Annotated in this window: 11 protein-coding genes; 10 read left to right on the plus strand and 1 reads right to left on the minus strand. The window is 59.5% G+C overall.

The genetic code is table 11. The features are described from left to right. Positions 1–98 precede the first annotated feature (98 nt). From Q1A06_RS14010 to Q1A06_RS14030, 5 genes are all read left to right on the plus strand, one after another. A complete protein-coding gene (locus tag Q1A06_RS14010) occupies positions 99–2,849 on the plus strand; it encodes a TRAP transporter permease (protein ID WP_299564746.1) in 2,751 nt (916 codons plus the stop codon). Positions 2,850–2,987: 138 nt separating this feature from the next. After that, a complete protein-coding gene (locus Q1A06_RS14015; protein ID WP_299564749.1) occupies positions 2,988–4,118 on the plus strand; it encodes a carbon-nitrogen hydrolase family protein in 1,131 nt (376 codons plus the stop codon). An 84-nt stretch (positions 4,119–4,202) separates the two neighbouring features. After that, positions 4,203–6,950, plus strand: a complete 2,748-nt coding sequence (locus tag Q1A06_RS14020) for an aminotransferase class I/II-fold pyridoxal phosphate-dependent enzyme (protein ID WP_299564752.1) — start codon at positions 4,203–4,205, stop codon at positions 6,948–6,950. Between the two features lie 29 nt (positions 6,951–6,979). Further along, the gene (locus Q1A06_RS14025; protein ID WP_299564755.1) at positions 6,980–8,437 is read left to right on the plus strand and encodes a biotin carboxylase; all 1,458 of its coding nucleotides are present in this window, start codon (positions 6,980–6,982) and stop codon (positions 8,435–8,437) included. Between the two features lie 26 nt (positions 8,438–8,463). Continuing rightward, on the plus strand, positions 8,464–9,438 hold the full coding sequence (locus Q1A06_RS14030) for a C45 family peptidase (protein WP_299564758.1): 975 nt from the start codon (positions 8,464–8,466) through the stop codon (positions 9,436–9,438). Between the two features lie 43 nt (positions 9,439–9,481). On the opposite strand, the gene Q1A06_RS14035 is transcribed toward Q1A06_RS14030, so the two are convergent. After that, on the minus strand, positions 9,482–10,042 hold the full coding sequence (locus tag Q1A06_RS14035; protein ID WP_299564761.1) for a type 1 glutamine amidotransferase domain-containing protein: 561 nt from the start codon (positions 10,040–10,042) through the stop codon (positions 9,482–9,484). 139 nt (positions 10,043–10,181) lie between these two features. Here Q1A06_RS14035 and Q1A06_RS14040 point away from each other — a divergent pair, with 139 nt between their 5' ends. From Q1A06_RS14040 to smpB, 5 genes are read left to right on the plus strand one after another with little or no spacing between them, the layout of a single operon-like run. Next, complete coding sequence (locus Q1A06_RS14040; protein WP_299564764.1) at positions 10,182–10,832, plus strand: paraquat-inducible protein A; 651 nt, start codon at positions 10,182–10,184, stop codon at positions 10,830–10,832. Next, the gene (locus Q1A06_RS14045; RefSeq protein WP_299564767.1) at positions 10,799–11,449 is read left to right on the plus strand and encodes a paraquat-inducible protein A; all 651 of its coding nucleotides are present in this window, start codon (positions 10,799–10,801) and stop codon (positions 11,447–11,449) included. The genes Q1A06_RS14040 and Q1A06_RS14045 overlap by 34 nt, the downstream gene beginning before the upstream one ends. Next, a complete protein-coding gene (locus Q1A06_RS14050) occupies positions 11,442–13,526 on the plus strand; it encodes an MlaD family protein (RefSeq protein ID WP_299564770.1) in 2,085 nt (694 codons plus the stop codon). The genes Q1A06_RS14045 and Q1A06_RS14050 overlap by 8 nt, the downstream gene beginning before the upstream one ends. Position 13,527: 1 nt before the next feature. After that, entirely contained in the window at positions 13,528–14,085 is a 558-nt protein-coding gene (locus Q1A06_RS14055; protein ID WP_299564773.1) for an ABC-type transport auxiliary lipoprotein family protein, read from the plus strand. 47 nt (positions 14,086–14,132) lie between these two features. Further along, a complete protein-coding gene (gene smpB, locus Q1A06_RS14060; RefSeq protein ID WP_299564776.1) occupies positions 14,133–14,621 on the plus strand; it encodes an SsrA-binding protein SmpB in 489 nt (162 codons plus the stop codon). Positions 14,622–14,705 lie beyond the last annotated feature (84 nt).

Genomic DNA, 14,705 nt, shown 5'->3' on the forward strand with positions numbered 1-14,705 from the left:
GATGGCGGCGCTTTGCGTGCCGCCATCGTGATGGCCAGCGATGCTTGGCCACAAAAATGCACGCGCGCAAAGTGCGGCACGCAACGGGGATGATTGCGATGACAGATAAAGACCAACAACAAGCAGCCGCCGTCGAAGCAGCTGCTGCGGGACATGGCGGATTGAACCAGACGGAGCTTGACGAGCTTGTCGCCTCCTCCGACACAGGTGGACGTGCAGTCGCCGGACCGGTTGGTTTGTTCCTGATGCTTGTGGCCCTCGCGTGGTCCCTGTTCCAGCTTTATATCGCGTCGCCCTTCGGACTTTTCAACGACACACTCGCGCGATCAATTCACCTTGGTTTTGCTGTTTTCCTCGGCATTCTCGCATTTCCTGCGGCACGGACGAAATTCCAGCTTGCACTTGGGGTGATCGTGCCGCTGGCACTTGCCGCGCTGTTCATGATCAGCGCAAAGGACGGCACCGCGACGTGGTGGATCCCGATCCCTGCGATCGCCGTTGCCGCCACCGTCGTGCTCGGCTCGCCCAAGAATTACATCCCCGTGTGGGAGTGGATTCTCGGATTTGCCGCTGCCGGTTCGGCGCTGTATCTCTTCTTCTTCTACCGCGAAATCGCCGACCGGGTCGGCGCTCCGATCACGCAGGATTATGTCGTCGCCGTGATCGGCATCCTGTGCCTGCTCGAAGCGACACGCCGCGCGCTTGGGCCTGCGCTGATGATCGTGGCTTCGGTCTTTCTGATGTACACCGTGCTTGGCCCCAATATGCCGAGCATCATCGCGCACAAGGGCAATTCGCTCTCTGAGATTGTCAACCACCAGTGGATCACGACCGAAGGTGTGTTCGGTATCGCTTTGGGCGTGTCGACCTCGTTTGTGTTTCTCTTCGTTTTGTTCGGCTCCCTGTTGGACCGTGCGGGTGCGGGCAACTATTTCATTCAGGTCGCGTTCAGCCTCATGGGCCACATGAAGGGCGGACCGGCAAAGGCTGCTGTTGTGTCCTCGGCCATGACGGGTCTGATTTCAGGCTCTTCCATCGCCAACGTGGTGACGACGGGGACGTTCACGATCCCGCTGATGAAAAAGGTCGGGTTCTCGTCCGAAAAGGCGGGTGCTGTCGAAGTGGCGTCGTCGGTCAACGGACAGATCATGCCGCCGGTGATGGGGGCCGCAGCCTTTTTGATGGTCGAATATGTCGGGATTCCGTATTTTGATGTGGTCAAACATGCGTTCCTGCCTGCTGTCATCTCGTACATCGCCCTTGTCTACATCGTGCACCTCGAAGCGATGAAGGCGGGGATGGAAGGCCTGCCGCGCCCGGTTCCGGCAAAGCCATGGTTGGCATGGCTGATGTCTATCGCGTTCACCATTGCGGTGATCTGCGGGCTGAGCTTTGCGGTCTATTACCTCATGGGGTGGATCCGTCCGGCATTCCCGGAAACGGCGGGTTACATCATCTTCGTCTTCCTGTCGGCTGTGTACATCGGGCTGCTTTATGTCGCCTCGAAGGAAGAGCCGCTGGAGTTGGATGACCCGAACGAGCCGGTGACGCGGCTGCCGCTGCCGGGACCGACCGTTCGGTCCGGTCTGCATTTCATCCTGCCGGTTGTCGTGCTGGTCTGGGCACTGATGGTGGACCGCCTGTCGCCGGGTCTGTCCGCGTTCTGGGCGACTTCCTATATGGTGTTCATCCTTGTGACCCAGCGTCCTCTGATGGCAATGTTCCGTGGGCAGAGCCGGTTTGCAACGGATGTGAAAGACGGCCTGCTTGACCTGATCGACGGTTTGGTGACCGGGGCACGCAACATGATCGGCATCGGTATCGCCACGGCGACCGCAGGTATCATCGTGGGCGTCGTCAGCCAGACGGGCGTTGGTGCGGCCCTTGCCGATGTGGTCGAAGTGCTGTCGGGCGGCAACATCCTTGCCATTCTCGCGCTGACGGCGGTTCTTTCGCTGATCCTGGGTATGGGGCTGCCGACCACGGCAAACTATATCGTCGTGTCCGCGCTGCTTGCGCCGGTGATCGTGACGCTGGGCCAGCAAAACGGGCTGATCGTGCCGCTGATCGCGGTGCACCTGTTCGTGTTTTACTTCGGGATCATGGCGGATGTGACGCCACCTGTGGGCCTCGCCTCGTTCGCGGCGGCGGCCGTGTCGGGCGGCGATCCGATCAAGACAGGTGTTGTGGCGTTCTTCTACAGCTTGCGCACCGCCGCGCTGCCGTTCCTGTTCATCTTCAACACCGAGCTTTTGCTGATCAACGTCAGTTGGATACAGGGTATCTTTGTCTTCATTGTCGCGACCATCGCGATGCTTCTGTTCGCGGCGGCAACGCAGGGATGGTTCCTTGCCAAGAACCGGTTCTATGAGACGATAGCCTTGCTGCTGATCGCGTTCACCCTGTTCCGTCCCGGTTTCTGGATGGACATGGTATCACCGCCCTATACCGAAGCCGAGCCGACCGAAATCGCGCAGGCGGCGGCCGACACCCCGGCGGGAGAGCCTTTGCGCCTGCGGGTGTCCGGAGTCAATGATCTGGGCGATCCGCTTGAATTCGTGGCTCTCTTGCCCATCGGCGAAGGCGCGACGGGCGAGGAGAAGCTGGAGAACGCTGGTCTGATGTTCCGCGACGATGGGGGCAAGATGATCATCGACGATGTGTCGTTCAATTCACCGGCGCAGAATGCGGGGCTGGATTGGGATCAGGAGGTGCTGCGCGTTCTCAAACCCGAGCCGCAGCCGAGCAAGTACCTGATGTTCATTCCGGCACTTTTGCTGCTCGCGGGTATCGTAATGCTTCAACGGAGGCGCAGCGGACGCGCACCGCGCGAGACAGCGGTTGCATAAGATCACGCGCGTGGGGATGCCATATCTGCTTTACGAAAGTGTTACGTCAAACTGCGGAGAAGGCCGTTTCGCTTTGCACGCAAAGGGCGTAAGCACTTCGTCAAACGGCCGCTGCCGTATGATATGGAGTGAACAGATATGACACCTTTCGCAATCGCAGGCGTGCAGATGCACGTCGCCGCCTTGCATTCGAACGTCGATGGCATGATTCACCGCCTCGACATTCTGATGGCACGGTTCCCCTGGACGCAGATGGTCCTGTTTTCCGAGCTGGCGCCTTTCGGGCCGCTGGATCAATACGCCCTGCCACCCGAAAACGACGCGCTTGAACGCTTTCAGGAAGCGGCGCGCAAGCACCGTGTCTGGCTGATACCGGGGTCGATGTTCATCACGGACCCCGACGATGGCCGCATCTACAATACCTCCGTCGTGATCAACCCGGAGGGCGAGATCATCCGGCGTTACGCCAAGATGTTCCCGTTCCGCCCCTACGAATCGGGCATTGCGGCGGGGACCGATTTTTGTGTGTTCGACGTGCCCCAAGTAGGCCGGTTCGGCCTTTCGATCTGTTACGACATGTGGTTCCCCGAAACCACGCGCCAGCTTACCAGCCAGGGTGTTGAAGTGCTGTTGCACCCTGTTTTGACCGGTACGACCGACCGTGACGCCGAACTGGCGATTGCGCGCGCGACCGCAGCGCAGTTCCAGTGCTACGTTATCGACGTGAACGGTCTTGGCGCAGGTGGTGTGGGTAAATCCTGCGTCGTGGACCCGACGTCGATGGTGCTGCACCAGTCGGCGGGGCAGGAGGATATGTTCCCGATCGAGGTAGATCTCGATATGGTTCGCCGCCAGCGCGAGACGGGCATGAAGGGGCTGGGCCAGGTCCTGAAAAGCTTCCGCGACCGGTCCACGGATTTCTCGGTCTACGACCGCAGCAGTGGCACGGACAATTACCTCAAGACTCTCGGCCCGCTGGCCGTGCCGTTCCAAGGCACGACGGCTGGTCTGGAAACGACAGCACCGGCGATGCGGGTGCCACGGGTCGATTCCTTTCCCGGTCAGGATTCGCTGCCCGGGTTTGCTCACAAGGTACCGCCCGCGTTTGCGCCGGAACCCTTGCCCAATCCTACTGCCGGAACGGCGACGCCACCGGCCCCAGAACCCGAAGCCGCCGCCGTGCCAGCGGCGGCAGCCCCCAACCCGCCCGTCCGTCCCGGCGTTTTAACAGGTACGACCAATCACGATAACGATTCATCCAGCGGCTGAGCGGTTGCTGCGCGGAGGAGGGAGGCATCCTTCCCCCGCACCTCATGTCGAACGCTCAGCCGTGCAAAGCGCGGAGAACCACCGATGCATTCCATGAGTAACTATTCTTCGGCAATTCAGTTGCGGTCCGACCGCTGGAGCGCGCTACGGGAAGCCACGAGCGCGCTGACCCGCAATCCAAGTGCCGCCGAATCCGCGTCACAGCGCAGCACCGTCGAGGAGTTGTTCGATTCGCTGTCCACCATGGAAGCCTACTGGGCCTTTCCGGGTATCACCGCGTTCAACCAGATCCGGCGTCATTACGACCAGGGCAAGATTGACGACGTCAGTTTTGCAGTTGCCCGCATCACGCGGGCATTGACCACCGGTGCGTACCGGCGCCGTTCGATCCCGCTGGAGCGCGACAGCGTCGATCAGGATGAACAGGACGACGAGGCACACCACAGCCCCGAAATGCGCGCGTTGTCCAAGCCCTATTTCGAAGTCCTGATCGTCGACAGTGTGAACGAGCATCAGGAACGGTGGCTGAAATCGAACGTCACGTCGATGCGCCGCCCCGAAGACCCGTTCATCTACGAAGCGGTCGTGGTGCCGTCGATCGAGGACGCGCTGATCGCTGTTTTGTTCAACCACAATATTCAGGCCATCGTCGTGCGCCCCGGTCTGACGCTGCATTCCGAACTGGTCGAGGAAATCCTGACCCGCTATCTGGCGCGTGCCGGCGGGCGCAATGAGATCGACGCGATCCTGCCCGAAAACTACGGCCCGGAACTGTGCCGGATGATCGCGCGTGTGCGCCCCGAACTGGACGCATATCTGGTTACTGAACGGTCGGTCGAGGATATCGCGGGACTGGATCTTGGGATTTGCCGGCGCGTTTTCTACAACTCCGAAGATTTCATGGAGCTGCACCTGAACATCCTGCGCGGTGTGCAGGCGCGCAACAAGACGCCGTTCTTCACCGCTCTGGTGGAATATTCCAAGCAGCCGACGGGCGTTTTCCACGCGATGCCGATCAGCCGCGGGAAATCGATCACGCGGTCGCACTGGATTCAGGACATGGGCGCGTTTTACGGGCCAAATATCTTCCTTGCGGAAACCTCCGCCACGTCCGGCGGGCTCGATAGCCTTCTGGAACCTGTGGGGCCGATCAAACAGGCGCAGGAGCTTGCCTCGCGCGCGTTCGGGTCGAAACAGACGTTTTTCGCCACCAACGGAACATCCACCTGTAACAAGATCGTCGTGCAGGCGTTGCTGAAACCCGGCGATATCGTGCTGGTGGACCGTGATTGTCACAAGTCGCATCACTACGGCATGGTGCTCGCCGGGGCACACGTCAGCTATCTCGACAGCTATCCGCTCAGCAAATATTCGATGTACGGCGCGGTGCCGCTGTCGGAAATGAAAGAGCGGTTGCTGGAGCTGAAGGCGCAGGGCAAGCTGGATCGCGTGCGGATGCTGTTGCTGACGAACTGTACCTTCGACGGGCTTGTCTACAACGTCGAGCGGGTGATGCAGGAATGTCTGGCGATCAAGCCGGACCTGATTTTCCTATGGGACGAGGCGTGGTTCGCCTTTGCCCGGTTCAATCCGACCTACCGCCAGCGGACCGGCATGAACGCGGCGAACGTGCTGCGTGCGAAGCTCAAGACTGACGCGCACCGCGAAGCCTATGAGAAGCAGCAGGAGGAGTTGAAGGACGCGGATCACGAAACGCTGATGAAGACGCGGCTGATCGCGTCGCCTTCGGCGCGCGTGCGGGTCTATTCCACGCAATCGACCCACAAGACGCTGACGTCGCTGCGGCAGGGGTCGATGATTCACGTCAACGATCAGGACTTCAAAGGCGAGGTGGAGCAATCGTTCCACGAGGCGTACATGACGCATACGTCGACCTCGCCCAACTATCAGATCATCGCCTCTCTCGATGTCGGGCGTCGTCAGGTCGAGTTGGAAGGCTTCGAATTCGTCCAGCGCCAGATCGAGGCCGCGATGTCGATGCGGCGGGCGATCTCGGATCATCCGCTGTTGCAGAAGTATTTCCAGGTATTGACGGCGGGCGACATGATCCCTGAGGAGCACCGCGAAAGCGGCGTGACCAGCTATTACGATGCCGAACAGGGCTGGACCGATCTGTGGGACTGCTGGGAGCGCGACGAGTTCGTGCTGGACGCCAGCCGCGTGACGCTTCTGGTCGGTGGCACCGGCTGGGACGGCGACACGTTCAAGAACAAGGTGTTGATGGATAAATACGGCATCCAGATCAACAAGACCTCGCGCAATACCGTCTTGTTCATGACCAACATCGGCACCACGCGGTCCAGCGTCGCGTACCTGATCGAGGTTCTCGTCGAGATTGCGAAATCGCTCGACGATCTCATTGACGATGCGTCCGGGATGGAAAAGCTGTCGTTTGACAGGCGGGTGAAGGGGTTGTTGGAAACGTACCCGCCACTGCCCGATTTCAGCCGCTTCCACGAGGCCTTTGTCGATCACGACGATGCCAAGGAAGGCGATATCCGCTCGGCGTTCTTTCTCGCCTACGACGAGAAGAACTGCGACTATCTCGAGCTTGACGGCTCACTGAAAGCAGCGATGGACCGTGGCGAGACAATTGTTTCTACAAGCTTTGTCATCCCGTACCCGCCCGGTTTTCCCATTCTCGTGCCCGGTCAGGTGGTCAGTCAGGAAATCCTGAGCTTCATGCGCGCGCTCGACGTGAGCGAGATCCACGGATACCGGCCCGATCTGGGCTTGCGGGTCTTTACACAGAAGTCGCTGGCAGGTCTCGCGCCGAAGGCGAAAAAACCTTCCAAAAAAGCCACAGCTTGAAAGACAATTGAAAGAAAAGGAGCACCAACATGGCTACCGTTCTCAGAAATATCTCAGAAATCCGTCGGTTTTTCCATCGCAACGAGGACCCGATCTATTTCATCTCCGCGACCAACTTCAACTTGCTGGGGCTGGATGAGTGGGTCAAGAATTTCAAATACATCTGCTACATTGATTGCTACGGGGGCAAGCACCCCAATGTATTCTGCCCGTCCGAGCAGCCGCACGCGGAGTTCCAGTCCATCGAGGACATCAACAACTACCTGTTGCAGCACAAGGAGGTCATCGACTTCATCAAGAAACGCGGCGGCAAGCCCAAGTTCGTGTTCTTGATGTTCGACGAAGAGACGGAGCGTCTGTCCAAGGAACTGGGCGCGGACGTGTGGTTCCCCAAGGCCAAGCTGCGCCAGTCGATGGACAACAAGATCGAAACCGTGCGCATCGGTAATAAGGCAGGTGTGCCATCGGTGCCGAACACGTTGGCCGAGGTTACATCCTACGAGAACCTGCGCGAGACCTGCGAGAAGGCGGGCATCGGGCATGACCTGGTGCTTCAATCCGCCTTTGGCGACAGCGGTCATACGACATTCTTCATAAAGAACGAGGCCGATTTCCGCCGCCACGAATCCGAGATCATCGGCGAGGGCGAAATCAAGATCATGAAGCGCATCAATTGTCGCGGTGCGGCGATCGAGGCCTGCGCGACCAAGGAAGGCACGATTGTCGGCCCGCTGATGACCGAGCTTGTCGGCTTCAAGGAGCTGACGCCGTATCGCGGGGGCTGGTGCGGTAACGAGATCCTGTCGACGGCATTTCCGCCTAAGGTGCGTCAGCAGGCCCGTGACCTGACGTTCAAATTCGGTGAACAGCTTCGGAAGGAAGGCTATCGTGGCTACTTCGAGCTGGATTTTCTGATCGACAAGAAAACCGGCGATCTTTGGCTGGGCGAGTTGAACCCCCGCATCACTGGTGCGTCCTCAATGACGAACCACGCCGCCTTCGCCCACGCCGACGCGCCGCTGTTCCTGTTCCACCTGCTCGAATTTTCGCGCAAGAAGTTCAACCTTGATGTGGACGAGCTCAACAACCGCTGGGCGGAGCCGGACAACATCGACAGCTGGTCGCAGATGGTGATTAAACACACTAAGGACAGCGTAGATATCTGCACGGAAAGCCCCGAAACAGGCATCTACAAGATGCGCGAAGACGGCTCGGTCGTTTTCGACCGTTTCGATTACCACCGACGTGCGGTTGAATCGGAGAACGAGGCATTCTTTCTGCGCATTCTCCAGCCGGGCGATTACCGCTACGAGGGCGCCGATATCGGCATCCTCGTGACGCGCGGTCGCTCTATGACGAAAAGTTTCCAGTTGAACGAGCGCGCGAAAAAGTGGATCCACGGGATCAAGCAAAGCGTCGAAGGCAAACCATTGCCCGTTGCATCGGCCAGTCCCGATCTTGCGGATCCGGCGTTCAAGATCCTGTAAACCGTTTTTGGAAAGGCGCACCTGCGATGTATTGGCGCGCGATATCAGAGGATTTGCCCGGCCCGAAATGGGCCGGGCTTTTCCGCGAATACTGGTCCGACTACCGCGCGTGGTGGCTCAAGGAGGGCGAAACCGCCCGTCCGACCTATGCCGAGTCGCGCCGCGCCCTGATGGATCACATGCCTGAGATCGTACCGCTCTATGACGAGTTGTGCGAACTGGCGGGCGGTGGCGATCACGCCGCGCGATTTCTCAGCTTTTTCACGCCACCGCCCTATTTGGCCGGCTGCTCTCAGGCGATCTGGGCGGGCAAGGAACCGGTCATGGTGCGCAACTACGACTACGACTCCAAGGCGTTCGACAGCCTGGTACTGCGCACACGGTGGCAGGGGCGCACGGTAATGGGAACGTCCGACGGACTTTGGGGGCTGGTCGATGGTGTCAACGACAAGGGGCTCGCCATTTCGCTGACGTTCGGCGGCAGGCGGGTTGTCGGCGAGGGGTTCGGCGTGCCGCTGATCCTGCGATATGTGCTGCAGACCTGTTCGACGGCAGATGAGGCCAGTGAAGTGCTGGCGCGGGTGCCGACCCACATGAGCTATAACGTGACGGTAATTGATCGGAAGCGCAAATATTCGACGGTGATGATGGCGCCGGACCGACCTGCGGTGGTGACACATGCGGCGGTGGCGACCAACCATCAGGAAAACGTGGAGTGGATCAGCCATGCACGGTTCACAGCGACAGTGGAACGAGAGCGATTTCTACTTCAGAGGCTGCGCCTTCACCGGGATCCTGAGGAGAAATTCATCGGCGCTTTTCTCAAGCCACCACTATACTCGACGGCGTTTCAGCACGGGTTCGGCACGCTTTATACCGCAGTTTACCGTCCACGTAAAAAAGAGATGGAACTGCGCTGGCCCGGTACGGTATGGCCATTTTCCCTGACCGATTTCGAGGAAGGTGCGCGGGAGGTTCTGCTGCCGGGGGCGGTGGCGTAAGACAAGGAAAAGGCCCGCGATTTACGGGCCTTTTCAGTAGTTTTCAGGCAACGTCGCGGTCGTGTGCGCCTTCTTCTATTTCTTCGACGATCTTGGCCACGAAAGCTTCCAGATCTTCGGGGGAACGGCTGGTCACGATGCCTTGATCGACGACGACCTCGCTGTCTTCCCATTTTGCGCCCGCGTTCTTTACATCCGTCTGGATCGAGTGGAACGACGTTGCCTTGCGTCCTTCGATCAGGCCCGCCTCGATCAGAAGCCAGGGCGCGTGACAGATTGCCGCAATCGTTTTGCCCGACGCGCCGAACCGTTTGATCAGATCAACAGCGTCCTTGTTGACGCGCAGGAGATCGGGATTGATCTGTCCGCCGGGCAATACGAGCGCGTTGTAGGCCGCAACATCCACATCGGTAATCTTCATGTCGCTTTGAGCAGTACGGCCCCAGTCGTTCTCGTCCCACCCCTTGATGTCATCGCCATCGGGCGTCGCGATATGGACGGTGGCGCCGTGTTTGCGCAGAGCGTCGCGGGGGTGTTCAAGTTCGGACTGTTCGAACCCGTCGGCCGACATGATCAGGATTTTCGCGGAAGTGATACTTGGCATGGTTTCCTCTTTCGGTTTGCAGTGCTTGCATCTAGAACACGTAAAGACAGCAGTCGTTCCTGAACACTTCCGCTTGACTGTCGCCATGCGAGCATCAATTGCAGTATCAACCTTGCTCCGAACCCTATAAGTATTCTCAATGTCAGATGCCGCGACCCCAATCACCGGAAATATGCCGCTGGACGAGTTGATCGTGTGCCCGCAGTGCGACGCGGCGTACCGGCTTCGCAAGCCGGAAAAGGGCGAGCGGGCGGTGTGCCAACGCTGCCACAAGGTGCTGATCGCGCCACGCCACAAGGCGGGCAAGCAAATTATTGCGGTCTCGATCGCTGTTGTCGTCCTGATCATCGCGGCGTCGGTGTTTCCGTTCCTGTCGATCTCGGCGGCGGGCCGCAGCAATGCGGTCTCGATCCTTGACGCGGCGCTCTCGTTCACAGAGGGCCCGCTGCTGGTGTTGTCCCTGTTGACCGCAGGGTTCATCATCTTTGTGCCGCTTTTGCGAATGCTGCTTACGATATATGTGCTGGTACCGGTCGTGCTTGACCGGCCGCCGGCGCGGCACGCGATACGTGCGTTTCGCTTGTCGGAGGCGATGCGCCCGTGGTCCATGGCAGAGATCTTTGCACTGGGCTGTGCCGTGGCGCTGGTCAAGGTCGCGGATCTGGCGACAGTGGATTTTGGTCCGGCATTTTGGATGTTCGGGGTTTTGGTTGTTCTGGTGATCGTTCAGGACGGGTATTTGTGTAAGTGGTCGGTATGGAATTCGCTGGAACATCCAAAAAAGTCATAACGGCGCGCGAGGCGGGGCTGGTCGCATGCACGCGGTGCAACCGTGCGTGGCCGATTTCGCATTCCCGGTGCGGTCGCTGCGGCGCCAAACTGGTATCGCGTGACGCAAAGAGCCTGCAACGGGTCTGGGCGCTGTGGATCGTCGGATTCATCTGCTACATCCCGGCGAACATCTATCCAATGTTGCGCACACGGCAATTGTTTCAGGTGGACGAAAGCACCATCATTGGCGGCGCCGTCGATCTTGCGCATCACGGCACTATGGGCATCGCGGCGATCATCATCTTCGCATCCGTGGTCATCCCGCTGGGCAAGTTCTGGGCCATCGCCTTTCTTGCCGTCACCATCCGGGCAACCGAAGGGGCCGCCGCGCACCGTAAACTATGGCTCTACGAGATGGTCGAGTACATTGGCCGCTGGTCAATGATCGACATATTCGTGGTTGCGATCCTGTCCGCGCTCGTGCAACTCAGGGGGCTTGCGACCATCACCCCAGGCCCGGCCGCGTTCTTTTTTGCCTTGTCCGTTATTTTTACCATGCTTTCCGCCCAGGCCTTTGATCCGCGTATGATATGGAACGGGCTGCCAAACGAAGATGAGGCCCCCGACCATGCCTGACACACCCGCCGACGTTTCGATCCGTCCTGCGCGCGCATCGCGCTTTTCGGGCGCATCCTTTATCTGGATCATCCCACTGCTGGCGCTTGTCATCGCCTTTGGTGTGGCTTGGCAATCATTCAACGCGCGGGGGCCCCTGATCACTGTAGTCTTCGAGGACGGATCGGGGATCGAAGAGGGCGAGACCGAGTTGAAGTACCGCGACATCACGGTGGGTCGCGTCGAAGAAATCGGTTTCAGCGAGGGGCTTGCCGATGTCGAAGTGCATATTCGTGTCGCCAAGGACGTCGCCCCTTATATCGACACCAGTTCGGTGTTTTGGATCGTACAACCCGAGGTGACGGCACAGGGGATTACAGGACTCAGCACCGTGTTGAGCGGTGTGTATATTCAGGGGTCGTGGGACGAGTCGATCGGGGAGCCGGAAGAAAGGTTTTCGGGCGCGACCGCTGCACCGTTGATCCAACCCGGCGAGAGCGGTTTGCAGATCGCGTTTCGCACCACCGCCAACGGTACGTTGACCGACAACGCACCGATTCTGTTTCGCGGTATCGAAGTGGGCCGCGTCGGGCGCGCGCAGATCGCACGCGGCGGATCCTATGCCATCGTGGAGGCGCTGATCTATGAAAAACATCGCAACCTGATCAATTCATCGACGCGGTTCTGGGACACATCCGGTTTCAGCTTGTCTATCGGGCCGTCAGGCGCCGAGATTGATTTCTCGTCGATTGCGACGCTGATCGGCGGCGGCATTACATTCGACACTTTCGTATCGGGCGGCGAGACTGTGCAGGACGGCGAAGTGTTCGAGATCTTCTCCAGCAAGGAAACAGCACGCAACAGCGTGTTCAACGCCTCCGAGGTGGATCCACTGCAAATAAGCGTTCTGTTCGACGAAAACATCTCGGGTTTGACCGTCGGTGCACCCGTCGAATTGAGCGGATTCAAGATCGGGGTCGTGAATAGCCTATCGGGCGTCGTGGACTATAACCAGTTCGGAGACAGCCGCGTGCGCTTGAACGTGATCCTGTCCATTCAACCGGCAAGCCTCGGCCTCCCCGGTGAGGTGACGGCGGATGCGGCGCTTGCATTCTTGCAAGAACGCGTGGCCGACGGTTTGCGGGCGCGTCTCGCATCGGCGAGCCTTCTGACCGGTGGTCTGAAGGTCGAGATGATCGAAGTCGAGGATGCCTCCGCCGCTGAGCTTGAAACGGGAGACAACGATCTGCCTGTCATGCCCACCACCGAAAGCGTCACCTCTGACGCCGCCGCAACGGTCGAAGGTGTGTTTACCCGGATCAACAACCTGCCCATCGAGGAGCTGCTCAACAGCGCGATCGAACTGATGAATTCCGCCGAGAGCCTGGTATCGAGCGAGGACCTGCGCGAAACGCCGAGCGACGTGCGGGCATTGCTGAGCGATATTTCGGGTCTGGTAAGTTCTGACGAGATCCAGAACGTGCCGGTCGCGCTCAATTCGACGTTGGTGCGGATCGAAGGTCTGGTTGCCGATCTCGAAGAGCAACGCATCGTCGCAACCTTGCGCGAGGCGCTCAGTTCAACCTCCGAAGCCGCCGACTCGGTGACATCTTCTGTCGAGGGTGTGCCGGAGCTGGTCGACCAGATCAAAGCGGTCGCGGCAAATGTCGAGACGCTTGAGCTTGACTTGCTGGTTGACGAATTGACCCGTCTGACGACATCGGCCAACGCTTTGGTCAGCAGCCCTGACACGGCCGAACTGCCTGCCGCGCTGAGCGGCGCGTTGGACGAATTGAACCGTACCCTGGCCGAACTGCGCGAGGGCGGAGCGGTAGAGAACGTGAACCGGACGCTGGCGTCCGCGCGCAACGCGGCGGATCAGATCGCGGCATCGACCAATACCTTGCCTCAGATAGTGGACCGTCTGAACACGCTGTTCACCCAGGCCGGGCGGACCATCGAAGGCTATAACAAGGGCGACCAACTGAGCCGCGCGACCGAAGCGACGCTACGCGACATTCAGGAAGCCGCCGAAGCACTGACCAAACTCGCGCGTACGATCGAACGCAATCCGAACTCTTTGCTGTTGGGAAGATAACATGACATTCATCAAAACGATTACCCTTTGCACGGTACTTGGCGTGCTGACTGCCTGCGGTGCCTCCAACCGCATCGCGGTGCAGTCGCCGGAAATCACGCAGAACGTGCGGATCGGCTTTGCCTCTGTCGAGGTCAGGGACGTATCGCTGCCCGGCTATGCAGCTGCCGACGAGATTACACAGCAGATGCCAGACGGCACGCTCATCGCGTCTGACGTACTGTGGGGGGATACGCCCGCGCGCGCCATCGGCCTCGAGCTGAGCCGCGCATTGGCGGAGCTTACGAACGCACGGATCGCGCCCGAACCCTGGCCGTTCGAGGAAGACGCGGCGGCATCGCTTGATATCCGGTTCGTCGATCTCGTTGCCGGTACCGATGGTGTATTCCGCGCGGCGGGACAATACTTCGTCGGTGTTTATCAGGGCCGGGAACGTGCGGGTCAATTCGAGCTGAGCGTGCCTTATGACTTGGATGGCGGACCGGCGTCGATCGCGCGTGCACGCGGCCAGATCATCAGCGATCTTGCCGTGTATGTGGCGCGTAACGGTCTGCGCTAAGCGCGCCGCTCTTGCGCGCGCGGCTCGCGCGTCCTACATCGCTGTCCATGGCCCAGGTAAAATCATCCTCCAAATCCGATCCGAATTACAAGGTGATCGCTGAAAACCGCCGCGCGCGGTTCGACTACGCGATCGAGGATGACATCGAATGCGGCATCATCCTCGAAGGGTCCGAGGTGAAATCGCTGCGCATGGGCGGCTCGAACATCGCGGAAAGCTATGCTGCGGTCGAGGATGGCGAGTTGTGGCTCGTGAACTCTTATATCGCGCCCTACAAGCAGGCCAAGACATTCGGCCACGAGGAACGCCGCCGGCGCAAGCTGCTGGTCAGTTCAAAAGAGTTGTCGAAGCTGTGGAACGAGACACAGCGCAAGGGGATGACTTTGGTGCCGTTGGTGATGTATTTCAACCATCGTGGCATGGCGAAGATCAAGATCGGTATCGCCAAGGGTAAAAAGCTGCACGACAAGCGCGAGACAGCGGCAAAGCGTGACTGGTCCCGTCAGAAATCCCGGCTCCTGAAGGATCACGGCTAGGCCAATTGCGTTTCGCGCGCCTGTGCAGGGTGAGAACCCTTGTCAGGCCAACCTGTCAACGGTAGTCAAGTTGCGTGCGCATTT

This window comes from uncultured Sulfitobacter sp., assembly GCF_947497275.1.
GTDB lineage: Bacteria > Pseudomonadota > Alphaproteobacteria > Rhodobacterales > Rhodobacteraceae > Sulfitobacter.